We start from the raw sequence: 26,133 nt of genomic DNA, 5'->3' as shown, positions 1-26,133 counted from the left end.
GATGCACCTTACTTGCTCTCCATTTTTGGACACCATACCTAATTTACCACTATTTGAGCCTTAACTGAACCGTATTGAGTTATAACTAACTCATCTCCCATTCCCAATCACGAATAACCAATGACACTCCACTTACTAGACAAAATAGGCAACTGGAATCCCCAGTTATTTCGAGAAATCAAAGGCCGCTGGAATATTGGCAATATGGCGATCGCCTCCGCCTTTTCCCTAAGCGGTCAACTGCTGCTATTGATGTATTACGGCGCCCAGATACCCGTTACCCCTGCTAATGGGGAGTACACTTACCCCATCTTTAACAGATTTTGCATTTTCAACAATGCCAATTCCTACGAGAAACAGTGCGTCAGAGATGCCTTGGGCAACTTTGCCATTGACTGGCCGAAGTGGTGGCTAGAGATCTTCATTTGGCTGAGCATATTGAGCGTGTTAGCTTTATTAGTAGCAGGGACTTATATGCTTGTCAGCGACTTAGACAAGGAGGAACGCCGCGGGACGCTCAACTTTATTCGCCTCAGTCCCCAGTCTGCCAAAACAATTTTTCTGGGCAAAATTCTTGGCGTACCAATTTTACTTTATTTAGCAACAATGCTGGCCGTACCCCTGCACCTGTACAGTGGATTAGCTGCTCAAATACCCCTGAATGAAATTTTATGTTTCTACACAGCGGTTGCAGCTAGCTGTGCTTTGTTTTACAGCACTGCGATGCTATTTGGATTGACAACCAGTTGGTTGGGAGGATTTCAACCTTGGTTGGCTAGCGCTACGGTTTTTGTTGTGTTTGGGATTTCTTGGCTTCCGCTCACGCGAACTGCTTGGGATGTGTTACATTTTTTGTCTCCCCTTGCTATCCTGAGATATCAGCTTTTTCTAGTTGATAAAACTGATTTCGATTCGTTAGTTGAAAACTTAGACAAGTTGCAATGGTTTTACTCGCCAGTGGGTACAAATATTGCGAGTGGCATTGCTTTGTCTCTCTTGGTTTGTGGTACAGGAACCTACTGGATGTGGCAGGGATGGCAGCGCCGCTTTCCCAATCCCAGTGCTACAGTTTTGAGCAAGCGGCAAAGTTATTTGCTAGTTATCTGCTGTCAGGTAATATTTTTAGGGTTTGCACTCCAATCAGACCCCCCAGCCTACGGTAATCTCATCTGTTTACTTATCTTTAATTTGGTGATGTTCTTAGCTTTAATTGCAGCTTTAACATCTGACAGACAATCATTGTACGATTGGGCGAGGTATCGGAAACAAATCGTTCCCAGCAGTCAGAAGCTGTGGCGGCGCTACCCACTACTCGATTTAATTTGGAGCGATAAAAGTCCGGCTGCAGTTGCGATCGCGATCAATTTCCTCAGCTCAGTAATAATTTTAACACCTTGGGCGCTGTTGGAAAAAAGTGAGAACAATGGATTTGGGGGTGTAATTTTCTACCTGAATCTTATCCTAATTTACGCAACCATCACCCAGCTATTCCTATTTACCAAAACCCGAAATCAGGAAATTTGGGCCGCCTGCACAGTCGGTGGCGCTATCTTGTTGCCGCCTCTGATTTTATCTATGCTATTGCTAACCCCAGAAAAAGCTCCTATTCTCTGGTTGTCTTCAACCTTTCTTGGCGTTTTGTTTTCGTCGTCTCTGGCAGCGTCCGGAAATACGATTTTTATCTCCATACTGAGTCAGTGGAGTGTCTTGGTGTTGTTGAACCTCAAATTGCGATCGCAACTCAAACTCGCAGGGCAATCAGCTTCTAAGGCACTACTGAAAGCTTGAATCTGTTAATCAATAACTAATCACCAATAACCAATGACACTCAACTTACTAGACAAAATAGGCAACTGGAATCCCCAGTTATTTCGAGAAATCAAAGGCCGCTTGAAGATTGGCAATATGGCGATCGCATCTGCCCTTTCCCTCTGCGGTCAACTGCTGCTGTTCATGTATTTCACCGGCGAGATAGTTGCTCCTCCTCATGGGGAGTACACTTACCCCATCTATCGCACATTTTGCACTTTCAACGATCCCAATTTCTATGAGCAAAAATGCGTCAGAGATGCCTTGGGCAACTTTGCCATTAACTGGCCGAAGTGGTGGCTAGAGATCTTCATTTGGCTGAGCATATTGAGCGTGTTAGCTTTATTAGTAGCAGGGACTTATCTGCTTGTCAGCGACTTAGACAAGGAGGAACGCCGTGGCACGCTCAACTTTATTCGCCTCAGTCCCCAGTCAGCAAAAACAATTTTTATCGGCAAAATTCTCGGCGTCCCAATTTTACTGTATCTAGCAGCAATTCTGACAGTACCGCTGCATTTGTACGCTGGATTAGCCGCTCAAATACCCCTGAATGAAATTTTATGTTTCTACACAGCGGTTGCAGCTAGCTGTGCTTTGTTTTACAGCGCTGCGATGCTATTTGGATTGACAACCAGTTGGTTGGGAGGATTTCAACCTTGGTTGGCTAGCGCTACGGTTTTTGTGATGTTTTGGATTTATGGTGCGCTCGAATTGACGTGCAATGCTTGGGATTTGCTAACATTTTTGTCTCCCATTGCTATGCTGAGATATCTGCTTTTTGGACTTGGTGTTAATACAATTCATGGTTTAGATTCAAGAGGTTTTGGAGACTTAGACAAGTCGCAATGGTTTTCCTCGCCAGTGGGTACAAATACTGCGAGTGGCCTTGCTTTGTCTTTCTTGGTTTGTGGTACAGGAACGTACTGGATGTGGCAGGGATGGCAGCGCCGCTTTCCAAATCCCAGTGCTACAGTTTTGAGCAAGCGGCAAAGTTATTTGCTAGTTATCTGGTGTCAAACAATATTTTTAGGGTTTGCACTTCAATCAGATCCCGGAGCCTATAATTTCGGCTCTTTACTTATCGGGAATTTGGTGATGTTCTTAGCTTTAATTGCAGCTTTAACATCTGACAGACAATCATTGTACGATTGGGCGAGGTATCGGAAACAAATCGTTCCCAGCAATCAGAAGCTGTGGCGACGCTACCCACTACTCGATTTAATTTGGAGCGATAAAAGTCCTGCTGTAGTTGCGATCGCAATTAATCTCCTCAGTTCAGTCATAATTTTAACACCTTTGACGCTGTTTCAAAAATTTGAAACAAAAGATTTTTGGGGCGTAATTTGCTCCCTGAATCTCATCCTAATTTACGCAGCCATCACCCAACTATTCCTATTTACAAAAACCAGAAATCAGGAAATTTGGGCCGCAGGCACTGTCGGCAGCGCTCTCTTGTTGCCACCTGTGATTTTATCTATGCTCTTGCTAACCCCAGAAAAAGCTCCTATTTTCTGGTTGTCTTCAACATTTGTTAGCTTTTGGTCTTCGTCTTCTTTCACAGCATCAGGAAATACTATTGTCTTCTCCATACTCAGTCAGTGGAGTGTCTTGGTCTTGTTGAATCTCAAATTGCGATCGCAACTGAAACTCGCAGGGGAATCAGCTTCTAAAGCCCTGCTGAAAGCTTGAAAAAGCAGCGGAAGGGATCAAACGTGAAACTCCGATTTAGGCAGGGATTTAAACCCCTGCCTGAAAGCTTAAGTCGTCTGAAAACGACTGTTTAACTAACTTATTATACTAATTCCGCATTTATAATCCACTTTATATTGATCGATGGTGGTCGCCCCTATACAGACAAAGCCCACCTTCGGAGGCTTGAAGATTAAAGTTGAAAAAAATTTCTGACTGTACAGATCCAAAATTATAGAGTCAGCGTATATTACTAATGAACGCAGTAAACAATTTCATAGGTTCGCACCGCTAAAAATTTCAGCTTGCCTGTTTGCAGTTGAGCTGCGATCGCCCTTGGCTACACACCCAACTATAAAATACGGCTAAGTGATCTGTACTTAGGAGTGAGTTTATTGGAATCGGGGGGCGGGTTTATATATCATTTTAGCTGCGTGTAATACTTTTATGGCAACCCACCCCTACAGCAGAAAATAAGAAAAAGTCTCCTAAAAGTGCGAATTTGTGATATTTTGACTGAGAATACCACCGCCGTTAGGCAACAGAAGTATCAAATTTAGAGGGTGATTAGAGCATGGCAGAAATTAGAGGCACCGCCCAAGCAGACTTGCTAGCAGGAACTCCAGAAGATGACCTGATTTTTGGTTTGATGGGGAATGACACCATTGCGGCAAACTCGGGTAATGACAGCATTTATGGAGGAAAACAAAGCGATTTAATTGAGGGCAATTTAGGTCAAGATTCGCTTTTTGGAGATTTAGAGAACGACACTATTAACGGCGGAGACGGTAACGATTTTTTAGTGGGCGGAAAAGGCAGCGATTCCATATCGGGCAACTCCGGGAATGATGTTTTGTCGGGCGATCGAGAGACTGATGTCCTGATAGGCGGAGACGGGGCAGACGTATTTGTTTTGAGGCGCTATGCTGAGGCAGATCCTAGTCGTACCAGCGGCGGTGCTAATTTCGCAAATGCTGACGCGATCGCCGATTTTACAGCCGGTACAGATTTAATCGGTTTGGCGGGAGGTCTTAGTTTTAGCGACTTGAATATTCAGGAAGCTGGAAACGATACTGTTATTCAAGACCGAGTGACTGGAGAATTTCTCGCTACTCTCAGAGGGGTGAGACAAAGTGCGATTAACCAGGCAAGTTTCACTAATAATATTGGCAGCGTTGTTCCCAGCCCCCCGCCTGCTGCGCGGACAACGGCTTATGCTTTAACTCCTGCTAATCGGATTGTCGGTTTTAGTCTTTCCAATCCGGGAAGTGTACTCTCAGATTTTCCCGTGACTGGATTGCAAGCGGGAGAAAGTTTGCTGGGAATTGATTATCGACCGGCTAACGGTTTGCTTTACGGTGTGGGTTCTAGCAATCGCTTGTATACTGTCAATCCGATGACTGGGGAAGCAAGTCCAGTCGGTAACGGGGAGTTTGCTGTTCCCCTAACTCCGGGGGCTGCGGGTTTTGATTTCAATCCGACAGTCGATCGAATTCGGTTTGTCAATCAAGCCGATCAAAACGCCCGCCTCAACCCGGATACCGGGGCACTTGTGGATTTTGACACGCTGGCGGGGGGAATTCAACTCGACGGGAATTTGGCTTACCGGGAGGGCGATCGCAATTTTGGAAGTTCTCCGGCGGCAGCAGGGGCTGCGTATGTGAATAACTTTGCAGGGGGAACTTCGACAACCCTGTTTGTAATTGACAGCGATTTGGATGTTTTGGTGCGACAAGATCCGCCGAATAATGGAGTGTTGAATACGATCGGATCTTTGGGAGTTGATGCTACTAGCGTTCTCGGCTTTGATGTCAGGAGTATTGGCGGCCGCGAGGTAGCAGTGGCGGCGCTGGAAGTTGGTGGCATTTCCGGCTTGTACAATATCAATTTAAGTAGCGGTCAAGCTTCCTTTGTCGGTCAAATTGCCGACGGGAGACAGATTAACGGTTTGGCTTTGCCTTTGCCTACAGCTTACGCCTTAACTGTCAGAAATGGCGCCGAAACAATTGTCGGTTTTAACGAGGCGGCACCGCGGGCAATTCTCAGCGACGCAGCAGTTACGGGGTTGCAGCCGGGAGAAAGTTTGCTGGGAATTGATTTTCGCCCCGCTAACGGTTTGCTTTACGGTGTGGGTTCTAGCAATCGCTTGTACGCGATTAATCCGGTTACTGGGGCTGCAAGTCAAGTCGGTAGCGGGCAGTTTGCTGTTCCCCTAACTCCGGGGGCTGCGGGTTTTGATTTCAATCCGGCGGTCGATCGAATTCGGTTTGTCAATCAAGCCGGTCAAAACGCCCGCCTCAACCCTGATACTGGGGCACTTGTGGATTTTGACACGCTGACAGGGGGAATTCAACTCGACGGGAATTTGGCTTATGCTGCGGGCGATCGCAATTCTGGCAATCCCGGCGCGGCTGTTGGGGCTGCGTATGTGAATAACTTTGCGGGGGCAACTTCGACGACGCTATTTGCAATTGACACCAATTTAGACGTTTTGGTGCGGCAAGATCCGCCGAATAATGGGGTGTTGAATACGATCGGATCTTTGGGAATTGATGCTGGTACCGTTCTCGGCTTTGATGTCAGGAGTTTTGGCGGTAACGAGACGGCTTTGGCTGCGATCGAGGTTGGCGGAGTTTCCAGCCTGTACAATATCAATTTGACGACTGGTCAAGCTTCGATCGTCGGTCAAATTGGTGACGGCAGGGGATTTAAAGGTTTGGCACTAACTTTGATTTAGATGTTATTACTGGCAAATCTGGGATAGTAGTAAGGTGCGCATTGCGCACCTTACAAATAGGGTTGAGGCATAAGTCCTGTTAGTCAAACAAGTTTTGGAAAGCATACCAACCATCGCCGAGATAAAAAATATTTTGATCGCCGTTGTTGCTACCGGGCGCAAAGCTAAAATTTATAGCCTGGAAACCACCGGCTTTGCGAGATAAATCCCGAACGAAACCCTGATGCGCCCACTTACCCTCTATCTCAATTGAGGTGACATTGGTTGTTGTCGGCGAGATTGCAAGATTATCTGGGGCAGATTCAGATTTGTCGTACACTCTGTAGACACCAAGAATCTCAAAAATTCCTATTTTTTGACTCGGATTAAACTCCAATACTGTGTTTTGAGAGGTTGCAACTTTTACTCGATCGGCTATTTTTTCTAATGCCGGCTTATAAAGCGTGAAATTGAACCATAATAAAAGATGTGTTGCCCAAATTAGTGACAAAATCCATGCTAGCAATGGAGTAATCCACCAACGAAACTGTTTCAGCCATAGACGTGCATTGATGAGACTGTACGCCCAAATTAGCAAGATTGACAGCCAAAGCAACCAAGCTAAACTATCCCAACTCCAATTAGATAATGAAAATAATAGAATTACAGGAAGGTACAAAATTAATTTGACAGGAGCTAGGATAATGTTAGTTATATCTATACGGTCAAGAATTTGATAGCTGGGCGACAAAAAGCAGCATAAGGTAGTAGCGAAAGAGAAAAACGCTATGCTATTGAAAATCTTCCCGCTCGATACTTTTAATCTTGAAATAATTTTCACTTTTTATTATTCCTGAAGTTGTTGATATTTTCTCTATTTTAAACTATAATAAATTTAGGAGTTACGCACAAACTCTATCTGTAGGGCTGGCCCTAAGCACTTTACCCCCTACAAATAGTGCAAAAATTGCACCTTTGCGTAAGCCCCTACAATTCATCGCCAATCTGAACAGCTAAAACATAAGATGTTATCTCAAGTTTTTTACTTGCTGCGTTCTCGTGCTGACGGCAAATATATCAGCGCTTGTCCCAATCCAGATTCGGCGGTGAGTTACCTGCTGATGTTTCGCGAAGACTATGACGCTTTAAGCTATCTCAACGCCCACGCTGCTGATGTTGCCGATCGATTCGGAGTAGAATCGATTTCCGGTTCTCAAATAAAAAAGCTACTCGAACGTTGGGGATTTAACGGTGTGGGGGTTGTTCAAGACCCGCTGTTACCCAATATTGAGTTTTTATTGACAAAGGATTGACAATTGACAAGATTTGCTATTCACCCGGTTTCAGGAAGAAATCGGGTTTTTTTGTCAAGTTTTGAGCCGATCGCCCGATCGAGCTTGTAGAGTTATATGCCCCATATCTAGTGCAAATTGTCAAATATATTAACCTTTTACCCTAAATCTGAATCCTGTTGTATATTCGTAGTCTGTTGATATATTCCGACACGTCAGTACACAACCTATGGTTCGAGAATTAGAGCGATCGAGTGCCCGCGAGAAACGCAACCTGTCCGATTTCCCCGAAACAGCACCCGCAGCCAATCCAGTATTTTTTAGGACTTACAGCCGCCGTACCGAGACGGGAAGGGAGACTTGGGAGGAAGTGTGCGATCGAACAGTCAAGGGGCTGCAAAAGCTGGGAAACCTCACCTCCGAAGAAACACAACTGCTGCACCGGATGCAAAACCAGCTCAAAACCCTCGCTTCAGGCCGCTGGCTGTGGGTAGGTGGCAGCAAATGGATCGAGCAACCAGAGAATTTTTCCGGCGCATATAATTGCTCCTCAACAAATATTCTCGACTGGCGTTCCTTTGGTTTGTTGATGGATTTGGCAATGATGGGCTGCGGCACTGGGGCAGTCTTGGAACCAAAATATATCAACCAACTGCCGCCGATCCGCAACCGTTTAACCGTGACAGTGCAAGGCGAAATCGGCTCTACACCCGCCCAGTCGCGCCGTCAAGCAACCGAAATAAAAATAGCTGAAAAAACCGCAACTATTTATGTCGGAGATTCTCGCCAAGGTTGGGTAAAATCCTATCAAACTTTGCTGGAATTATCCACAGATGAAAGATTTGCCGGAGAAGTTCAAGTTTTCATCGATTTGAGCGATGTTCGCCCCGTGGGAGAACCTTTAAAAGGTTTTGGCGGAGTAGCAAATCCGGTGAAATTGCCCGACCTTTATCAGCGCTGCGCCGCAATTTTGAATAAAGCTTTAGGGCGGCAGTTAAATTCAGTTGAATGCTGCGTGTTGATTGATGAAGCTGCGGTGACAATTGTTGCCGGCAATATTAGGCGCAGCGCGGGAATTCGTCAGTTCGATTCTGGTGACGAACTAGGCGCAAATGCTAAAAATAATCTCTGGCAACAAGATGAAAATGGCAACTGGAAAATAGATCCAGAACGCGATGCTTTGAGAATGGCAAATCACTCTCGTGTTTTCCATTCTAAACCGACATTAGAAGAATGTATTGATGCCGTTCGCAAACAGTATTATTCTGGTGAAGGTGCAATTCAATGGGCTGGTGAAGCTGTAGCTAGAGCTAACGTTGATTTACTTTCAACACCAAGTCTTAAAAGTGAGTTCTTGAAAGCTTACGACGAAGGAAAAGCTAAACAGTGGTTCCAGGAACGCTATCCTGACATGACTGCGGAAGAATTAGAACATCGGTCAGTTCGTTTGGGCTTAAACCCGTGTGGTAAGTAATTTTGCCTCACGTTAAAAACCTCGCAAATACGGGGAAAGCTGAAATGCTAATCCCGTGGTAATCAGAAGAACTAAAAAGCTTTTGACACCGTACAGCGTAGAGAGTGAAGCTAGATTACAATGAAAAAAGCAATCTAGAATATAATCTCTCCAAGAGTGTGGGGGCGCGTATGACAAGCACCTTTTATGGCTACTCAGGTTTCTACGGTGAGCATTGTTTAAGGTCAAGTCTTGAGTACATTTACGCTAAATACCTGGACTACATGGAAATTGGCTGGACATACGAAGATAAAACCTATCTACTCTCGAATGAAGTTCGGTACAAACCAGACTTCCTTCTAGAAAATGGTGAGTATGTCGAAATTAAAGGCGTTTTTAATTATCAAAGCGACTTGCCAAAAATTCAGCTATTTGAGTCTGAGTACAATGTAAAAGTTACTATTTTTCAAGAAAAGGATCTAAGACAGCTCATTAAGGATACTCCTTTTGTATTTGAGCATTTGAAACAGGAATGGAAATCTCATGCTAAGGTAAGAGGCATGGATAATTTCGGAAAGAGAAACCCTATGTATGGCGTTACTCAATCTGAAACCACCAAAGCCAAAATTAAAGCTAAGGCGAAGGCAAGATTTGCAGATCCTAGTTTCAAGGAAAAGTTTGTCAATAGTCCCAAGCGAAAAGCATACCATGAGTCACGCAAGGGCAAGAAAACAGGTGCATTAGTACCTAGATTTATTCTTACTTGCGAATTTTGTCAGAACAGTTTTGAAGTTATACAACACAAAGTATCGAAGCGTCGTTTTTGCTCAAAAAATTGCTCTGTTCAGGCACAGCATGGAAAAACTTCAACAACTAATTCTGATATTCAAACATTAGCTCATACTTTTGCCTTGGATAATTATGAGACACTCTTATCTGTAAAAAAGTTGAATAACCTAAAAGAGCTTTTTCAAGCTTTACAGGACTCAATACAAAAAGAAAATCACATTCTGGATATCCGAACAATATGTCAGATTGTTACAGGTAAACCATGTAGCAGAAAGGAACTCCTCTATTATTTGAGGGAATACGCGCAAAAGGTACGCGGAGCTACTGCGAAAAATAAAGCAGTAGAACTAGAGGATAAAAAGCCTTTAGGATAACAATAATGGAAATTATCGGTTCTAACTTCCACTGTAATTTGGCGGAGATCCACCTCAATCAAATTGACCCTTACAACTTCAAAGAACAGGAGGAAGCTTTCAGGGCTGCGGCTCTATCTGTCGCGGTACTTCTCAATCACAAATTTATTGAACCCCGCTATCAATACAGCCGCGAATTAGACCCGATTGTCGGGGTATCTTTCACGGGATTGTTCGATTTCTTTGTTCATGCTTTTGGCGTTGAGTGGCTGCGCTGGTGGGTGGAAGGCCGCCCGCAAACTCCGCAAGGAATCGCTTTTAAACAGCGGGAAGAAGAGTATTTGAGTGGTTGGCGCGAGATTGTCAATCGGGTAGTTTGGGATTATTGCGATCGCCATTCCTTAAAACGCCCAAATCGCTGCACAACTGTTCAACCATCGGGTACTAAATCTCTGCTGACAGGTGCTTCTCCCGGCTGGCATCCGCCGAAAGCCCAGCGTTTCATTCGCCGAATCACTTTCGGCAAAAACGACCCCGTAGCCCTCGCCTGCATCGACTACGGATACAACGTGATTCCGTCTCAATCTGACAAAGATGAAAACGGCAATTTGCTGAACAATCCCTTCGATGAACGCTGCACGGAATGGCTGGTAGAAATACCCGTTGCGGTAAGTTGGGCTGACTTGCCGGGTGCTGATGAAATTGACATTAACAAATTCTCAGCGGCGGCACAAATGGACTTTTATATGCAGGTGCAAAAGTTCTATGTCAGACATAATACTTCGGCCACGATTGAACTTCGCGAAAATGAAGTTGAAAGTTTTGGTAGGCGGATTTATGAAGCGATTCGCGATGATGAAGGCTACATTTCCGCAGCGCTTTTGGCTCGTTTTGATGCTCTTGAAACTTTCCCGCGTTTGCCCTTTGAACCGATAAATAAGGAAACTTACACCAAGATGGTGGAAGAGACTTTAGCGCGCCGGGAAATTGATGTTTTTCACGCGGCTTTGAGTCGCTATGACTTGGGTGAAATGATGGATTCGGGGCCGGCGGGTTGCGATTCTGATAAGTGTTTGATGCCGGAGACTAAATAGATTTAGCGATCGGCTTAAGTATGAGAAATCCCCTGACTTTGGGGATTTCTTTTTTTTGAGTTGCACAAAAATGCACGATCAAGAAGTCGGGGCTCTAATACCCAGATGACCTACTTATTTGAAAATATCTTTCCGCTTCTGCAACAGCAAAGTTGCGGTAAAATAAAATGCTGCGTGCAAACCTAAAATTCCCCAATTCAAAGCCAAGTTTTGCCAAGTCGGTTCCTAGACTGCGCTCTTCTGGAATAACTGCGGTAAGATTGTACGATCGGGCAATCTTACCGCACTTTTCTCAACCGTTTATGTAATAATCCCGCGTTCCCTTCGCATTCATCGCTTCTCCGAGTCGATTTAACCCGTACACGTAAGCAGCAGTTCTCATGGAAACTGACAATTCCTGAGATTTTTTCCAAATTGCCTCAGTTTCTTCGACCATTTTATGCTTCAACCGCTGGTTGACCTCCTCCAGGGTCCAATAAAGCCCGCTGCGGTTTTGCACCCACTCAAAATAACTAACCGTTACGCCTCCGGCATTGACTAAAATATCAGGGATTACTTGAATTCCCCTCGCTTCTAAAACCAAATCAGCAGCAGAATCAATCGGCCCGTTAGCTACTTCAAAAATAAACTTAGCCTTAACATCATTAACATTGGCTTCAGTTATTTGATTCTCCAAAGCGGCTGGAACCAGCACGTCTACATCTAAGGCTAAGAGTTGCTCATTTGTCAATATTTCGTGTTCGATAATATTGCAAACAGAACCTTCACAGTAAAGAGCTTTGATACCTTTGTTAGAGTTTTTAAAGCCTCGAATACTCGGGATATCCAGACCTTGTTTAGCATAAATTCCCCCTTGGGAATCGCTGACAGCAACAACTTTGTAACCTGCTTCCCACAGAAGTTCTGCTATTTCTGCACCCGCATTACCAAAACCTTGTACTGCTACAGTTGTATCTTGAGGATTTAGATCGAATTTGGGTAGAAGAGTTTGTACTACAAAAAAAGCACCCATTGCTGTAGCCGTATCTCGGCCCAAACTACCACCAATTGTCACTGGTTTACCAGTCACAACCGCTGGAGAAAGCTGCCGCTTAATAATATTGTATTGATCCATCATCCAACCCATAATCATGGGATTGGTGTAGACATCCGGCGCGGGAATATCGACATCCGGGCCGATGAAATCTGCGATCGCATCGACATAGCCCCGGCTCAACCGTTCCAATTCCAGTTTGGACAATTCCTTGGGATTGAGAGTAATTCCGCCCTTGGCTCCTCCAAAAGGCAAGTTCAAAACTGCACATTTAAAAGTCATCCAAAATGCTAAGGATTGCACTTCATCAAGGGATACTCCCGGATGATAGCGCACTCCTCCTTTAGACGGGCCTCTGGTATTGTCGTAGCGCACCCGATAACCTTGAAAAATTCGCAGGGAACCGTCGTCCATCCGCACGGGAATCGATACAATTAAACTGGATTTGGGGTGTTTCAGCCGTTCAATAGTATCCTCGGAAAGGGACACATATTTTAAGGCTCGTTCTAATCGGCGACTGGCATCGGCAAATAATGAATCAGACATAATAGGAAGGAAGAAGGAAAGCACGACATGGATTTTGACACGGATTAATTATTTAGTGTCCGTCAGATTTTGAAGGAAGAGGGAAGAAGGAAGAATAGCTGACATCTTAATTTTAAGTATCTCGGCTGGCTTACTGGTTTTCCTATACATTTTAATTTAATCACAATCCAGGTTGAATTCTGTCAACTGTCAACGGTCAACTGTCCACAAACTGCCTTGTGTCGATCGACAATCTCGCCGTGCCAAGCAGCCATTAAGCAGATACACTTACAATAGAAGGTGATATTTAACCTCAAGCCGCAATTTGAGTTCGCTCGCTCAAATCACAGCCAGCCATCAGGGGAATTAAATTCTGAAATACATCGAGGCTTTAGCTGACGTTAGAAACTGAATTATTATTATGGTTGGACTCCTAGCCGCACTCTCTGCGTCTGCGGCAGGGGGTATGAGAATTGCCCTGCCCCTGCTGTTAATTGGTTTGTTGCGGATTGACAAACTTTGGTCGGAAATACCCTTATTGTCGGGGGTTCCCCCCCAGGTGGCTATCACCATCTTGGTGAGTTGGTCGCTGTTAGAGTTATTTGCTTCTAAAACTTTTGTGGGACAGCGGGTACTGCAAATTGTGCAAATTATTTTCAGCCCCGTTGTAGGAGCAATTATGGGAATTGCGATCGCTCAGGTAAGTTCGATCGATGAAATTATTGCTCACCCTTGGATGCTGTGGATAATTGGTATTGTCGGAGGTTTGTTGGCTTTAGTGCTGCAACTGGTACAAGCAGGATGGTTTTATCGGCTGCGGGGTTTGCCGATTTGGGTGATTTTCCTCCAAGATGTTCTGTCCATTTCCTTGGTTTTGTTTGCCTTTGACGCACCGCGGCAGGGAGGGTTAGTTGCGATGATGCTGCTGTGGCTGGCAATTCGCAGTTCTAAAGAGTGGTATCGCTGGTACAAAAGTCAGGGAATACCGGGCGAGAGGGGAAATCCCCGCCGCCGCAAGCGCGATCCTGATTAGTTAGTGATTAGTTACTGGTAATTAGTTATGGGTTATTAGTCATATTGTTTGCGGTTGTTTCGGAATGATTTAACCGCAGAGACCGCAGAGGGCGCTAAAGAAGAGAAGAGACAGATGAATAATTTCGATACCAAGGGATTTTATATCATTAGTCATTTGTAACAACAGTCAACAGTCAACTGTCAACAGTCAACTGTCAACTGTCAATTTAAAGCAATCCGATCGAGTGTAGCGGGCCTTGACCCGTAATTAACTCCAGCAATAGTGCCACAAAACCAATCATCGCCACACGACCGTTCCAGACTTCCGCCCCCGTGGTCAAACCCCACTCCCACTGCTCTTGAGGGTACATTTTCACTGTCTTGGAAGGGCGTATAACATCCGAGAATTTAACGCTGGGAGATTCGATCGACTCGATGACTAAATCTGCCAAAGCTTCAATAAACACCGGATGAGTATTCAGGGCGGGCACTCGGTAGAAATTTTTAATCCCCGATTCTTCTGCTAATTCTCGATACTCCATGTCAATTTCTTGCAGAGTCTCGATGTGTTCGGAAACAAAACTAATCGGAACTACCAACAAATCTTGGACTCCATTTTCTGCCAATTCGGTAATCGCGTCTTCGGTGTAAGGCTTGAGCCATTCCACCGGGCCAACCCGACTTTGATAAGCTAGAGTGTGTTCGTTCGATCGGTTCAAATGTTCCATAATCAGACGAGTGCAATCTTCAATCTCGCGCTGATAGGGGTCTCCAGCCTCTTCTACGTAGCTGAGGGGGACGCCGTGGGCGCTGAAAAAGATGTGAACTCGATCGGGATTCGGATTGTGGTCTAGTTCTTGGGCTATCAGTTCCGACATTGCCTGAATGTAGCCTGGCCGCTTATACCAAGAAGGAATCGCGGTATATTCGATATCCTTGAGGGCAGGATCTTTGCCCCACATTTCTTCTAGCTGCCGGAAGCTAGAACCGCTGGTGCTGATGGAAAATTGAGGATACAGCGGCAAGATTGTCAAATGTTCGATGCGATCGCGCTTAATTTTGGCGATTGCCTCTTCGGTAAAAGGATGCCAGTAGCGCATCCCCACGTATACTCGAGCATCTTGTCCCTTGGACTGCAATCGTTCTTGCAGCGAAGCGGCTTGTTCTTCGGTAATCCGCCGCAAAGGAGAGCCGCCCCCGATTTGGCGGTAGTTTTCCTGGGATTTTTGAAAGCGCAGGGTCGAAATCAACCAGGCGAGCGGTTTTTGCATCCACGGAAACGGGATGCGAATGATTTCCGGGTCAGCAAACAAGTTGAACAGGAAAGGACGGACATCCTCGATTTGATCTGGCCCGCCCAAGTTTAATAGCAATACTCCCACACGACCCATAGCGCTTACAGCTCTCCCATCGTCTCAGTTCTGTTACTTATCTTTATCATTTGACACTCCCGGGCCTAAAGGCGTGGGGATTCTTAATTCAGCGACTGACCTTTAAGCGCTATGTCCTTGCGGCAATTCTTAAACCTTTCAACCGTAGAAAATACCACCAATTGACGAGTTCAACTCACAGCAACCCCAGAGGGTCTGTCTCCAAAAGCGTACTAGGATATAGCCTAGAGTTCGGGTATGCCCTACCCTACTTAACAAATGAACCAAATATTTGTTTCCTGGTAAAGAGAATACGTTGATTCTCTAGCTGTTTTAAGAGTTTTCGCTGCTCTGTGTCCAACAGTTTGTGCCTAAAAGTGTGTCTTAACTGTTTCACTTGAGGCAAAGGAGTTTAACCTTGACTATCGTAGTATACCACAAGTGCCAGCAATTCCCTGATTTTTTGGAATGGATTTAAGAAATTAAAGCCGTGCTAGAAGGACGGGGTTTTAAACCCAATTTCCCGATAAGATCTTAAGTCGATAGCAAGGTATACATAATTTTGACTATGGCAACACTTTTTAGAGATTTAAGTTATCGGTATCAGTGTCTATACGATGCGATCGCGCGTCTTGCTGCTTTGAGCGTAGGCGGCGATGCTCGTTTGGGCCAAGTAGCCGTGCAAAATTTGACCGTCAGCGCGGAAACTAAAGTTTTAGACCGTTGCTGCGGTAGCGGTCAAACTAGGCAATTTCTGCTGCAATATTCCCAGGATGTCACAGGGCTTGACGCTTCGCCGCGATCGCTGGAACTGGCCTGGAAAAATGTACTATCAGCCAATTATGTAGAGGCTTTTGCTAATTCGATGCCTTTTCCCGACTGTCAGTTTGACAGGAGTACACAGCAGCGTTGCGATGCACGAAATGCGATCGGCGCAATTGCGACAAATCTTTCAGGAAGTATACTGCGTGTTCGAGCCCGGTTGTGTATTCATTTTGGTAGATTTTCCTCCGCCTACAAATCCGGTATTTCGGCCAGGGTTGGCTGTATTTTTGTTGTTATTTGAGAATGAAACTGCTTGGAAGTTGATCGAAACACACTTGTGGAATTTGTTGGCCGAGGTGGGATTGCGATCGTACAATTCCGAATGAACACAACAACCCAAACTTTATGCTGGCGGCAGCATTCAAGTAATCCAAGTTCAAAAGTCATTAGTCAGCAGTCATTAGTCATTAGTAAGGGACGCGCAAATTATTGGCTAAACACTGCTGAATTCTTACTTTTAAAATGAGGAATATTTAGTCATCGCTAATCCTTCATAACTAATGACTAATGACTGATGACTGATGACGAATGACTCCTAACTAAACAAACTTTTTCGCTTCTGCCAAAGCCGCCTCAAACTTGAGCAATACATCTTTTTCTGTGTGAATAGCTTTCTCTTGTTCCAGCAGCGGGCGGCCAAAGCGAAAAATGCCGTCCTGTTCTACGTGGTCTACATAAGGCAGCGTTTCTGGATGCGGCAAAAATTTTCTGCCTATTGGGTACGGCGTGTGGAAAGAAAAACTAAAATCTGGAAACTTGTCGCTTTTGATTTCGAGATAGTAAAGCGAGTAATAATCTTTGATTTCGGAGTACACGCATTCACGGCACTTATTTACAAGTTTGCGGTTCTGATAGAAAAAATCCCACTTATCCCAATAGTAGGCATCTTTCATCATTTCCTCGTGGTCTTCGCACAGTTCGAGATATAATTTGTCAGCATCCGCCGGACGGTAGAAGTAAAGCATGGCGTAGGGCATCTCAATCAGTAACTTGACTGCTTGATTTTTTCGCTGATACCATTCCTGCTGGTGAGTTTCGTAGACTTCCTTATATTTAATTGCTTTAAAGCTGTTGAGCTGATTTTCTTTGGCCCAGCGCGACGCCCAAACTGTCCAGTAAGCTAGCTGGAAGGTTGCTGAAATTTCCGCCGAACCTTGTTCTTTCCAGTCGGCAATTATTTTTTCCCACTCGGAACTAAAAGCTACTCGGGATTGTTCGTTTTCTGCAGGGTTTTCTGTATTGATTGGGGTGGGTATGTGGCGATTATTTTTAATCAGCCCTTTGGGTTCTTGGCGCCAATTATTAATATCTGTTGGCGTTAGACTTAAGATGAATCTTCTGTCGTGAACGGGATATTCTAGATGGATTCCTGATTTACGGAAAGAGCGGTATTCTAAAATAGGGAGTTTGTCTTGTTCAATCCACTGCTGGCGTTCTGCTGGCGAACACTTGAGTATTGCTTCCAATTCTACCGGATCGACGGCTAATTCACTTTTGAATGTCTCCCAAAATCTTTCTTGTTCGGCTGGATTTGCTTCCAGCAGGGATACAATTCGGTTGACGAGATGATCGGTTTGGTCTTGGCAATTTTCGGGAAGTCCTAAGAAGTCGAGGAGTTTGGTCTTGAGTATTCGTCTGGCTGAGATTAGCTCGGCTAACATGAGAAGCTCCAGTAGAGTCATGACTTGCGCCCTTGAACTGGCAAGATTTGCACAAGTCTTATATATCTTAATAGATTCTCCTGGGTTGTCGGCAATTGAAATGTCTGCGCCAGCGAAGCTATCCCCAACGCGCGTGCGTTCGGTGAAGGGTAGGGAATCGCCCAACCTCCGCCTCTGTCTAAGCGAAAATACTCAAAACAAGGGCAAAAGACCGATCGACCTTTTGCCCTTTTTGGCTAAAATCGATAATTGCGATCGCGCACCCACAAACTTACAGGCACAGCATGGCCTGTTTTGTCAACCTTTACTTCTACCAAAAAAGATTGTCGCTGCTTCCTTTGAGCTTCGCTAATCTCCTGATTGACTTTTTCCCTTTCATCCTCTGGCATATAATAAGTTTCTAAGCCGTATTCCATCTGCCAACCGTTATATTTGCCTTTAATAGCGATTTGATTGGCGGGCAAATTAACGGGATTTTCCAGACTGACGCGGACGGGTTTCCAAGCTTGGGGGCGGCCGGGATTAGTCGCGGTTTTTGGCGCTTCTAAGATTACATAAAAACTGGTTTTTGGCTTGGGATTGTGCGTATTTTGTGGACAAGCAACGCCGGGCGGACAAGGTGTTTTTTCGGCAGGTAAATCTTTCCAGCCGGGGAGTTTTTCTAGATTGGTGCGATCGGAAATATTATAGCTCAAAACTTGGTAATATCCGCGCAAAAAGTCGTAAGGGTCTACTGGTACTGTTTGCAGGACAACTGTTTTGCCAGTCATAAAAGTGTAAACTGCGGGAGCCGGTACGGCGGCAATTAGTCCGATTTGCAAGAGTAAAGGAACCCACAGCCGCCAGGCGGGAAGGCGTTGCGCTGCGGGGGGAAGGGTGAATGATGGGGGAGTAGGGCTGGTATCTGCTATTTCGGAACTTTGATCTGTTGAATCTGGATTTTCGGTGTTCATATTGGGAATTGGGAATTGGTTCGCAGAAGAATATCGTTGAGCTTTGAATCGGCATAATCATCTTCCCAGTGCAGTGCAAAGGGGACGATCGCACTATAGTAGAATGCTCCTATTCATCGGGAATTTTTGCGAAGTGGCGCTCAAACCACAAACCCGCAGCAATTACGCCAACTCCGCACAAAACAAAGACAAAAGATTTGAGCAACAATCCTGTGTTATATTCAAAGACTCGGCTGATAATTTGCAGGGTGATTAATACCATGCCTCCCCAAAAACTCCGGCGGTTTCCTAACGCTAAACCTTCTCGGATTAAGCCGACAGCGAGCAAAAATGATAAAACATTGAACAGAAAAGTTGCTAATTGAGGAAGGGGAGTAAAATTGAGGTGAATAAGCGGTATTAAGGCGCTGGCGAGAATTAAAATGCCGATCGCACTTGTAGTCAAATCCACTGCTTTTTGTCTTGGTCGCCGCAGTTCCAAACGTCCCAAGCGCAGCCACTCAAACACCGTGAAACCGCCCAAAACAGCCACATTTGCCAGCAAAACCCAATCCGGCTTAGTTGGCGCAGGATTCGGCAAATCTTGCCACCACCAGTGGAAAGAAAGAACATAAAACACACCGGCGAGAAACAGCAGTGCTAAACTGCGGGCGGTAGGTTGAAACAGCTTGCTGCGTACCTTCGGCCAGATTGCATCGTCGTATCCCCACAGCAAAGCGGGCGGTAGGGCACAAAAAATTGCAGCAGCCCAGGTTGGATTTAACCCTTGGACTATAGAAACTTCTAGGGAAAAAATTATCGCGATCGCACCTAGGGCAAAAATAGCACGCGATCGACACCAATAAGCCAGCGGCACAAACATTATACTGGCTGCGATCGGCATTTGCCGCACCAAAACTTCCAGCCAAGAAAACTCGACTTTGGAAGACCAATCTAACACGGCAAACCAATAGCCCCAACCGATTAAAAGTGCGGACAAAACGCCCAAGAAAGTCAACCGCAAACTGTAAGCCATTCCGAGCACGCCGATTCCCCAAGCAAGGAAAAGTCCGTAGGAAGAACCGCCAATGTGGAACATTTGCGCCATCAATGCCATATTTGCTCCTAAAATCAGAGCACCTAACAGCAACAATCCTTCACCTAGGAGTTTGTTTCGCCCTTTTGTTGCGGGCATATTGGGATGGGAGTTTTGGCTTCGGGATGGGGGAATTCGCCACAGATAGAAACCTGCTGCATTGACTGCTACGAAAAGACTTAGCAGCAGTGCAACTCTCACTTCGCGCGACCAAACTTGCCAGTTTGCGGCTACAAAGGTGATGACTCCTATACCGAGGAGAATGCCGCCGAGACTCATCAGAATACTGAGGAATCGGTTGCGGGAGGCGGTTTCGAGTGTGTTGAATTGGTAGCGTTCCGAAAGTTGTTGGTAGAATGAAGTGTCTATGAGTCCTTCTGCTTGCCAGAGTTTGGCTTGTTCTCGCAACTCGCGCCGAAATTTATCTGAAATCATTGTTTATATTCCAGAGGATTTGAACTGTGATAGTTTTTAATATGTCACTTGTGGGTCGATTGTCGATGGAGGCTGGGACACCTGCTGAACTTGCACAGCAGATTTGATTGATATCCTTCGGCTGTTGAAACCGTTTCTACATAAACAAACTCCCAGCAGAAAGGAACGAATAAATCAAGGAATGTAATATTATGGTACAAGCTCAATCTAAAAAATTAACTTTTGACGAGTACCTTAATTACTCAAATGATACGGGTCAACGCTATGAGTTAATTGATGGGGAGTTAATAGCTTTGCCACCAGAATCTGAACCTAATAATTTCATTGCTAACTATCTATTTTTCTATTTTGCTAGCAGCGGGCTAGTGCCACTCAGGCTGATTAAAACGCATAATTGCGAGGTTCAAGTTGCCGTTTTGCGATCGGGAGATGCCGCCAACCGTTACCCCGATTTGATAATTCTGGAACCTGAGCATATTCCGCTGACAGCAACCAGGCTAACTATCACTTTTGATATGCTGCCTCCTCGGTTTGTTGTGGAGGTAGTGAGTCCGGGTAGAGTGGGCAGGGATCGGGATTACGATCGTAAACGAGCTCAGTACGCAGCGCGGGGCATCGCAGAGTATTGGGTTATCGATCCAATAGAAGAAGTGCTGACGGTTTTGCGACTTGAGGAGGGGCAATATGTTGAGGTTGGGGTATTTCGGGATGGAGAGGCGATCGTATCTCCGATGTTTCCACAGCTAAGTTTGACAGTTCAACAGATTTTGAGTGGAGAGGTTTAAGGGCGGATCAATAGCTAATTGGTTAGCATTCATCTAACCACCTACCGATTAGTGAAAATCTCCACCCTCAACCTGATTGAGGCCATGTTTCAATCCCTGATAGGGATTTAGGTTGATTGCAACCTGTAAGTTTCGCTAACAGTCACACCATTTTTAGATAGTGACGTGAGAATATCATCAACCTTACTTTGCTAAATAAATCTAGGCGGGGAAACTCACATTTCCCCGCCTAAGTCCTATTCAATCTAGCATCAATATAAAATATTTTTACAAATTTATTTTCTATAACTCTGTTTATCATTTCTACACCACTTTTTTCAACAAATTTATAATATGATTCTTCTATCTCGTATTGTGACTTACCTCCATCAACAATTATAAGAAGTAAAATAGTGAATGATGTGTTTGACCTAAAATTATCAGGGTAAAAATACGTGTTTTTTAGTATTTGATAAAACTTTTGACATATTCCCCGTGTAGAAGTAAATTTTAATATAATACTATAATAACCTATTTTTATAGCTTTATCATCATGTGAGTATTTCACACTACTACTAATATCTTGTAGATTATATTCCAGTATTTGTAACAGTATATCCACCCCTATTTTTTCTTTTTTAGCAACACCTTTTTCATCATAGAATTCTTTATACAATTCCTTTGTTACGAGTTGAGAAAAGTATACACCTATTGTTTCTAAAAAATTTTTATTGTAAGGATAATTTATAAGAATTTCATCTTTAATATTTAAAGGGTATTCTGGATGGTTAGAATAAAATCTAGCAACCTCATGCCAATTAAATAAGTTTTCAGGATCTTTTGTAAAGTCATAAGGAATAACAAGTTTTGATTTATATTCTTTAATCATATTTGTCATCATTTTTGGTGATTCCAAAAGAACCTGTTTTAAAGAACACTTACTAGAATGAGTAAGAAATAGTTTTCTCATTCTTAGATTTAAATAAAATCTAATTTCGTCATTTATATAATTTTCTTTTAATCCATTTTCAGGAGTTGGAAGTAACCTCAATATATCTTCAGGTACTAAAAGAATTAATTTATTTGAGTAATAAGGTAAATCAAAACAATCAACATTGTTAATAATTCTTGAGCGTGATTTTGGTAGGTTTAATTGTTCGGCAATTCTACGTGTAAATTTAACCAGTTGTGGTAATAATATATAAATTATCATATCACTAATTCTATCAGCACCTATATTATCTACAAAAATGTCGGCAAGCTGAAAAATAGCAGGATCTACTATTCCTACTTTTACAAAATCTTTAATGTTTGTTAACAAATCATTTGCTATACCATCACCAATTCCTTTACCCTCATTATTTTTATTTGAATATCCTAACCCTGCAAGCGGAAGCTCAGGAAATTTTAATTTTTCTTTAATCTTATTTTGTTTTATAATAAACTCTTGTCTGTAATGATTTTCCAACTCTGATTTTTTCTCAAGCTCTATAAGAATTAACATATCATTGATTATATCAGCCAAAAAATTATTAAATTCTACATCTGAATTTACAAACTCAGGAATTGAAGATTTTCCTAAAAGCCTTGGATCTATATACAATTTAGAATCTAAATTAATAAAACCATTAAAAACATTCAGTTTTTTTAATACTGTCGGTTCTACGTTAAACACATCACTAATTCTTTTAGGCATTTTTTTATTAAACAGCCTTTACTTATTCAGAAAGTCACACCACTATAATAATTTATCTCTAGTACACGTCAACCATTTAGATGTGAAACGAAGAAAGAAAACCTGCTACAAGTTACCTGTAGCGGATTTTCTATCAATTCCGATGGCTCCAAGTGCTAGACCGTGGAAGTCTCTCGAACCGTCCCAGCCGTGCCAGCCTCTCCCATCGCTTCAGCCGTGCCTGTCGTGCGATTCTGCCAGCCTTCAGCCGTGCCAGCCACCCAATCACCCCAAAACCCCACACACCGCCCTAAATGGTGCATTTTGAAGCCGTGCCAGTGCCAGCCGTCCGATCGCCTCACCCCTGGTCACAGTCGATCGCCTCGGAGTCATCCGATCGCCCTGTTGAATCTGGCAATTTGAAGGGGTAACGACAGACTAAAAAGATTACCCCCTCAAAAAAACACCTATCCCTAGGCGCAAATTTTATCCTTCAACCCGATTCAAATTCCAGTCGTAAGGCAAAAAAACGATCGCCCATTTATCACCCACAGCCACCTCCGGCCCCAAATAACCGCCCACATACTCAGCCACTGAACCCGCCGCTTTTACAAAATCCTCGCCGTACCACTTAAAAATTTTGCTCAAATAAAGCGTCTTTTTCTCGGCATCATATCGCACCTTATCAGGATTGTGAATAAAACGGCTGCCATCCGCTTCTAGTTGAGTCCGTACCGACTCCGGGAAATAAGCCCCCCGGCGCAGCAGCGGGCACCCGACAGAAGCGCAAACTAATGCAAAATGGATGCGCGGTTCCGCAAATTCCGGCCGCAATATTGCGTGTTCGATTTGATTGAGACTGTACTTTTTGCCGCCAATAATCGTATTTGAACGAGTGAAAAAATCCAAAAAACTCAGCCAGTTGGGAATTCCCAAAACTTTGGGACGGATCGACGCGATCGGATATACTTCCAGAACTTGAGAAATTGCGATCGCATTATACGCATTCAGCCACAACGCCAGCCGCGCATCCGCATCAGTACCATCTGCCAAATCGACATCGGCCAAACTTTCCAGCCACGCCCTCAAAACATCAGCCCCCTCAGCTTTCCAGCGCCGATAATTGACGCGGCCGAAATCGTCAACGTAGCGTTGCAGCAACTCGTCCCAAATCGTAAAGTCGATCGTAGCGATCATTTATTACTATCCATAATATAAGGCGGGCATTGCTTTAACTTCTGCTTCTATTTAATACTACCCTCAACCGAAATAACACCTGCAACGGTAGCATTTTTTAAATTAGCCCCGTTAAACGGACTCTGGATTAAATTAGCTTGAGTAAAATTAGCGCCTTGTAAATTAGCTTGCCGCTAAGAAGCCCCGCTCAAATTTGCCCCGGATAAATTAGCTTCCCTAAAATTTGCTTCTCTCAAATCTGCCCCTTGCAAATTCGCATTTGCTAAACTCGCGTACCGCAGGCGAATGCCGATCAAATCGCCGCCCGGACGCTGGTTAGTTTACCGCAACTAATTGATTTGCTGCGGGTTAGGTGCAATCACTGGTGTAGCCAACCCGAAAATCATTCCCCATGAAACTGCTCCCAAAGTTACAGATTTCCTGCTCTTTACATTCTACAATCTTAAAAGATTCTTAATTTCAATTTCAACGGGGATCGGTTTCTTCCGGCACAACACCCCTCCCACTTTGAGCTGCAATTTTTTAAATTCCCCTTACCTCCCTAACACACTATGACGGATCGAACCAACTTTTTCGATAAACTGTTAGCGGCTGTTGAAACCAATCAAAGTTTGCTTTATTTAGCCCTCGACCCAGACCCAGAAACCTTGCCCGCGCTGGTTTCCATGACTGGGGAGGAAACTCAAACTTTTGTAACTGATTTGTTGTCAAAGCTCAAAAGTGCGATCGACCAAACAGCCGATTTAATCTGTGCTTGCAAAATCACCCTCGGTTTTTACCAATCTCTCGGTATTCCCGGTTGGGCATTGCTGCAAGAAATTTTAACAATTATTCCCCCTCACCTGCCAGTAATTTTAGATGCCAAACACTGCGATTTAAATACCAGCACAGTCTTTGCCAAAATTGTATTTCAAGACTGGCAAGTTGACGCTATTACTTTAAGTCCCTATGCCGGATTCGACCAAGTAGCGCCTTTTTTGTTATACGCCGGAAAAACTGTTTTTGTGCTCTGTGCTACCGCCAACCCGTCAGCGGCGGATTTGCAAGAATACCCAACGCCAAACAACCCTTTTTATTTGCAATTAGTCCGACTCTCTCAAACTTGGGGAACTCCCGAAAAAGTCGGTTTAGAAGTAGGAGTAATGCCGGATATGTTGGCGCGCATCCGCAAAGAGGCTCCTGAACGCCTAATTTTAGTCGAAGGAGACATCGCCGAAGAAAATGGCATCGCAGAAAGAAACGACCTCGCACAACTGCTGGCGGCTGGTTTAAGCAAGAATGGTGAAGATTTATTGCTGCCAGTCCCCCCGAGTTTATTAGCGGGGAAAGAGCCGCGCCGAGAAATTGAGAAATTGCGGGATAATATTAATCAACAGAGGCTAAAGGCGATCGAAGGTAGTCCCACTTGCGAACTGTGGCTGCCGGATGTTTGCTTTTTGCAACCGGAACCTCACCGCGATTTAATCTTGCAACTTTATGACATCGGCTGCGTAGTTTTTGGCGACCACGTACAAGCATCGGGAGCCGTATTTCCATATTACATCGACTTGCGGAAAATTATCTCAATTCCGCAAATTTTCCATCAAATTGTCAGCGCTTATGCAGACATTCTCAAGGATTTAAAATTCGATCGCATTGCGGGAATTCCCTACGGTTCTTTACCCACAGCAACGGGTTTAGCCTTGCGGATGGAACGCCCGATGATTTTTCCGCGCAAGGAGGTGAAAACTTACGGTGCGGGCAAATTAATTGAGGGGCATTTTCAGGCAGGAGAAACGATTGTCGTAGTCGATGATATTTTGATTAGCGGCAAAAGCGTAATGGAAGGCGCGGCTAAGTTAAAATCGGCTGGCTTGAATGTGGAAGATATCGTGGTATTAATCGACCACGAACAGGGAGTCAAAGATAAGATGCACGCCAACGGTTATCGCGCCCATTCTGTGCTAGCGCTTTCGGAAATAGCTGAAATTTTGTATCGAGCCAATCGCATTGATACCGAGCAATTCAATCTTTTGACAGCGGAACATTAAACCCCAATTCCTGTAGGCGCGGGTTTTACCAACCATAATTGCCAAAAACTAATAATATGATCAACCCGCCCCAACCCAACGTTCAACCTCAATCTACTGCGGAACATTAAACCCCAATTCCTGTAGGGGCGGGTTTTACCAACCATAATCGTCAAAAATTAATAATCTTATAAACCCGCCCCCACCCAACGGTAAACCTGAATGTACATTTTATCCCTGCGATCAAAGTCAAGGTTGATATAGGTTATTAGTTGTGTGGGGGCGGGTTTATGAGGTTGTGTGTGTGCGTCGAATATTATTCGTAAAACCCGCCCCTTGTATCTTAAAAGAGTGAGCTAGCCGATCGCCACGTCATTGATTCGATCATACCGACAATCAGGC

21 protein-coding genes and 1 pseudogene are annotated in these 26,133 nt (G+C 44.3%); 12 read left to right on the top strand and 10 right to left on the bottom strand.

Features of this window, described 5'->3' with window-relative positions:
* The first annotated feature begins 120 nt into the window (after positions 1-120).
* From QUB14_RS24895 to QUB14_RS24885, 3 genes are all read left to right on the top strand, one after another.
* Positions 121-1,788, top strand: coding sequence for a hypothetical protein (locus QUB14_RS24895; RefSeq protein WP_333220295.1), 1,668 nt, complete (start codon positions 121-123; stop codon positions 1,786-1,788).
* Between the two features lie 33 nt (positions 1,789-1,821).
* Positions 1,822-3,498, top strand: coding sequence for a hypothetical protein (locus QUB14_RS24890; protein ID WP_333220293.1), 1,677 nt, complete (start codon positions 1,822-1,824; stop codon positions 3,496-3,498).
* Positions 3,499-4,072: 574 nt separating this feature from the next.
* Positions 4,073-6,235, top strand: coding sequence for a DUF4394 domain-containing protein (locus QUB14_RS24885; RefSeq protein WP_333220291.1), 2,163 nt, complete (start codon positions 4,073-4,075; stop codon positions 6,233-6,235).
* 79 nt (positions 6,236-6,314) lie between these two features.
* Here QUB14_RS24885 and QUB14_RS24880 read toward each other — a convergent pair whose 3' ends face one another.
* A complete protein-coding gene (locus QUB14_RS24880; RefSeq protein ID WP_333220289.1) occupies positions 6,315-7,055 on the bottom strand; it encodes a hypothetical protein in 741 nt (246 codons plus the stop codon).
* Between the two features lie 184 nt (positions 7,056-7,239).
* Here QUB14_RS24880 and QUB14_RS24875 point away from each other — a divergent pair, with 184 nt between their 5' ends.
* The 4 genes from QUB14_RS24875 to nrdJ (QUB14_RS24860) all read left to right on the top strand — a co-directional run bounded on the left by QUB14_RS24875 (position 7,240) and on the right by nrdJ (QUB14_RS24860) (position 11,195).
* Positions 7,240-7,527 carry a hypothetical protein gene (locus tag QUB14_RS24875; protein ID WP_333220287.1) on the top strand — a complete coding sequence of 96 codons (288 nt, stop codon included), beginning with the start codon at positions 7,240-7,242 and terminating at the stop codon, positions 7,525-7,527.
* Between the two features lie 208 nt (positions 7,528-7,735).
* Complete coding sequence (nrdJ, locus tag QUB14_RS24870; protein ID WP_333220285.1) at positions 7,736-8,980, top strand: ribonucleoside-triphosphate reductase, adenosylcobalamin-dependent; 1,245 nt, start codon at positions 7,736-7,738, stop codon at positions 8,978-8,980.
* Positions 8,981-9,084: 104 nt separating this feature from the next.
* Positions 9,085-10,122, top strand: a complete 1,038-nt coding sequence (locus QUB14_RS24865) for an NUMOD3 domain-containing DNA-binding protein (protein WP_333220283.1) — start codon at positions 9,085-9,087, stop codon at positions 10,120-10,122.
* 5 nt (positions 10,123-10,127) lie between these two features.
* Entirely contained in the window at positions 10,128-11,195 is a 1,068-nt protein-coding gene (gene nrdJ, locus QUB14_RS24860; protein WP_333220281.1) for a ribonucleoside-triphosphate reductase, adenosylcobalamin-dependent, read from the top strand.
* 292 nt (positions 11,196-11,487) lie between these two features.
* Here the strand turns inward: nrdJ (QUB14_RS24860) and QUB14_RS24855 are convergent, their stop codons facing one another.
* A complete protein-coding gene (locus QUB14_RS24855) occupies positions 11,488-12,774 on the bottom strand; it encodes a Glu/Leu/Phe/Val dehydrogenase (RefSeq protein ID WP_333220279.1) in 1,287 nt (428 codons plus the stop codon).
* A gap of 400 nt (positions 12,775-13,174) precedes the next feature.
* On the opposite strand from QUB14_RS24855, the gene QUB14_RS24850 reads away from it, so the two are divergent.
* Positions 13,175-13,786 (top strand): DUF4126 domain-containing protein, encoded by a 612-nt coding sequence (locus QUB14_RS24850; RefSeq protein ID WP_190663262.1) that lies wholly within the window; start codon positions 13,175-13,177, stop codon positions 13,784-13,786.
* A gap of 208 nt (positions 13,787-13,994) precedes the next feature.
* Here QUB14_RS24850 and hemH read toward each other — a convergent pair whose 3' ends face one another.
* Positions 13,995-15,158 carry a ferrochelatase gene (gene hemH / locus QUB14_RS24845; protein ID WP_190663261.1) on the bottom strand — a complete coding sequence of 388 codons (1,164 nt, stop codon included), beginning with the start codon at positions 15,156-15,158 and terminating at the stop codon, positions 13,995-13,997.
* Between the two features lie 547 nt (positions 15,159-15,705).
* Here hemH and QUB14_RS24840 point away from each other — a divergent pair.
* Complete coding sequence (locus QUB14_RS24840; RefSeq protein ID WP_445251864.1) at positions 15,706-16,203, top strand: class I SAM-dependent methyltransferase; 498 nt, start codon at positions 15,706-15,708, stop codon at positions 16,201-16,203.
* Positions 16,204-16,501: 298 nt separating this feature from the next.
* Here the strand turns inward: QUB14_RS24840 and QUB14_RS24835 are convergent, their stop codons facing one another.
* From QUB14_RS24835 to QUB14_RS24825, 3 genes are all read right to left on the bottom strand, one after another.
* Positions 16,502-17,623, bottom strand: a complete 1,122-nt coding sequence (locus tag QUB14_RS24835; protein ID WP_333220276.1) for a hypothetical protein — start codon at positions 17,621-17,623, stop codon at positions 16,502-16,504.
* Positions 17,624-17,859: 236 nt separating this feature from the next.
* Entirely contained in the window at positions 17,860-18,576 is a 717-nt protein-coding gene (locus QUB14_RS24830) for a GDYXXLXY domain-containing protein (protein WP_333220274.1), read from the bottom strand.
* A gap of 109 nt (positions 18,577-18,685) precedes the next feature.
* A complete protein-coding gene (locus QUB14_RS24825) occupies positions 18,686-20,086 on the bottom strand; it encodes a DUF2157 domain-containing protein (RefSeq protein WP_333220273.1) in 1,401 nt (466 codons plus the stop codon).
* A gap of 191 nt (positions 20,087-20,277) precedes the next feature.
* Between QUB14_RS24825 and QUB14_RS24820 the strand changes: the two genes are divergently transcribed.
* The gene (locus QUB14_RS24820) at positions 20,278-20,871 is read left to right on the top strand and encodes a Uma2 family endonuclease (protein ID WP_333220271.1); all 594 of its coding nucleotides are present in this window, start codon (positions 20,278-20,280) and stop codon (positions 20,869-20,871) included.
* Between the two features lie 229 nt (positions 20,872-21,100).
* Here the strand turns inward: QUB14_RS24820 and QUB14_RS24815 are convergent, their stop codons facing one another.
* Entirely contained in the window at positions 21,101-22,546 is a 1,446-nt protein-coding gene (locus QUB14_RS24815) for a hypothetical protein (RefSeq protein ID WP_333220269.1), read from the bottom strand.
* Positions 22,547-22,708: 162 nt separating this feature from the next.
* Here QUB14_RS24815 and QUB14_RS24810 point away from each other — a divergent pair, with 162 nt between their 5' ends.
* Positions 22,709-22,948, top strand: a complete 240-nt coding sequence (locus tag QUB14_RS24810) for a hypothetical protein (RefSeq protein WP_333220267.1) — start codon at positions 22,709-22,711, stop codon at positions 22,946-22,948.
* A 63-nt stretch (positions 22,949-23,011) separates the two neighbouring features.
* Here the strand turns inward: QUB14_RS24810 and QUB14_RS24805 are convergent, their stop codons facing one another.
* The 3 genes and pseudogenes from QUB14_RS24805 to QUB14_RS24800 form a co-directional block, all read right to left on the bottom strand.
* Complete coding sequence (locus tag QUB14_RS24805) at positions 23,012-23,722, bottom strand: DUF547 domain-containing protein (RefSeq protein ID WP_333220265.1); 711 nt, start codon at positions 23,720-23,722, stop codon at positions 23,012-23,014.
* A 47-nt stretch (positions 23,723-23,769) separates the two neighbouring features.
* Positions 23,770-23,880 (bottom strand): annotated as a pseudogene (locus QUB14_RS28825) (pentapeptide repeat-containing protein); the annotation flags it as partial.
* Between the two features lie 15 nt (positions 23,881-23,895).
* On the bottom strand, positions 23,896-24,018 hold the full coding sequence (locus QUB14_RS24800; RefSeq protein ID WP_333220263.1) for a pentapeptide repeat-containing protein: 123 nt from the start codon (positions 24,016-24,018) through the stop codon (positions 23,896-23,898).
* A 255-nt stretch (positions 24,019-24,273) separates the two neighbouring features.
* On the opposite strand from QUB14_RS24800, the gene QUB14_RS24795 reads away from it, so the two are divergent.
* Positions 24,274-25,752 (top strand): bifunctional orotidine-5'-phosphate decarboxylase/orotate phosphoribosyltransferase, encoded by a 1,479-nt coding sequence (locus QUB14_RS24795; protein WP_333220261.1) that lies wholly within the window; start codon positions 24,274-24,276, stop codon positions 25,750-25,752.
* Positions 25,753-26,133: the final 381 nt, after the last annotated feature.

It is taken from the genome of Microcoleus sp. B3-D2, from assembly GCF_036705345.1.
Taxonomy (GTDB): domain Bacteria; phylum Cyanobacteriota; class Cyanobacteriia; order Cyanobacteriales; family Microcoleaceae; genus Microcoleus.
The sequence above is the reverse complement of the archived record's forward strand: the minus strand, read 5'-3'. Positions and strand labels throughout refer to the sequence as shown.

Excerpts from the sequence above, each read along its gene's own strand:
- QUB14_RS24895 (WP_333220295.1), top strand. The coding sequence starts at position 121 with ATGACACTCCACTTACTAGACAAAATAGGCAACTGGAATCCCCAGTTA.
- QUB14_RS24890 (WP_333220293.1), top strand. The coding sequence starts at position 1,822 with ATGACACTCAACTTACTAGACAAAATAGGCAACTGGAATCCCCAGTTA.
- QUB14_RS24885 (WP_333220291.1), top strand. The coding sequence starts at position 4,073 with ATGGCAGAAATTAGAGGCACCGCCCAAGCAGACTTGCTAGCAGGAACT.
- QUB14_RS24875 (WP_333220287.1), top strand. The coding sequence starts at position 7,240 with ATGTTATCTCAAGTTTTTTACTTGCTGCGTTCTCGTGCTGACGGCAAA.
- nrdJ (WP_333220285.1), top strand. The coding sequence starts at position 7,736 with ATGGTTCGAGAATTAGAGCGATCGAGTGCCCGCGAGAAACGCAACCTG.
- nrdJ (WP_333220281.1), top strand. The coding sequence starts at position 10,128 with ATGGAAATTATCGGTTCTAACTTCCACTGTAATTTGGCGGAGATCCAC.
- QUB14_RS24855 (WP_333220279.1), bottom strand. The coding sequence starts at position 12,774 with ATGTCTGATTCATTATTTGCCGATGCCAGTCGCCGATTAGAACGAGCC.
- QUB14_RS24850 (WP_190663262.1), top strand. The coding sequence starts at position 13,175 with ATGGTTGGACTCCTAGCCGCACTCTCTGCGTCTGCGGCAGGGGGTATG.
- hemH (WP_190663261.1), bottom strand. The coding sequence starts at position 15,158 with ATGGGTCGTGTGGGAGTATTGCTATTAAACTTGGGCGGGCCAGATCAA.
- QUB14_RS24840 (WP_445251864.1), top strand. The coding sequence starts at position 15,706 with ATGGCAACACTTTTTAGAGATTTAAGTTATCGGTATCAGTGTCTATAC.
- QUB14_RS24835 (WP_333220276.1), bottom strand. The coding sequence starts at position 17,623 with ATGTTAGCCGAGCTAATCTCAGCCAGACGAATACTCAAGACCAAACTC.
- QUB14_RS24830 (WP_333220274.1), bottom strand. The coding sequence starts at position 18,576 with ATGAACACCGAAAATCCAGATTCAACAGATCAAAGTTCCGAAATAGCA.
- QUB14_RS24825 (WP_333220273.1), bottom strand. The coding sequence starts at position 20,086 with ATGATTTCAGATAAATTTCGGCGCGAGTTGCGAGAACAAGCCAAACTC.
- QUB14_RS24820 (WP_333220271.1), top strand. The coding sequence starts at position 20,278 with ATGGTACAAGCTCAATCTAAAAAATTAACTTTTGACGAGTACCTTAAT.
- QUB14_RS24815 (WP_333220269.1), bottom strand. The coding sequence starts at position 22,546 with ATGCCTAAAAGAATTAGTGATGTGTTTAACGTAGAACCGACAGTATTA.
- QUB14_RS24805 (WP_333220265.1), bottom strand. The coding sequence starts at position 23,722 with ATGATCGCTACGATCGACTTTACGATTTGGGACGAGTTGCTGCAACGC.
- QUB14_RS24795 (WP_333220261.1), top strand. The coding sequence starts at position 24,274 with ATGACGGATCGAACCAACTTTTTCGATAAACTGTTAGCGGCTGTTGAA.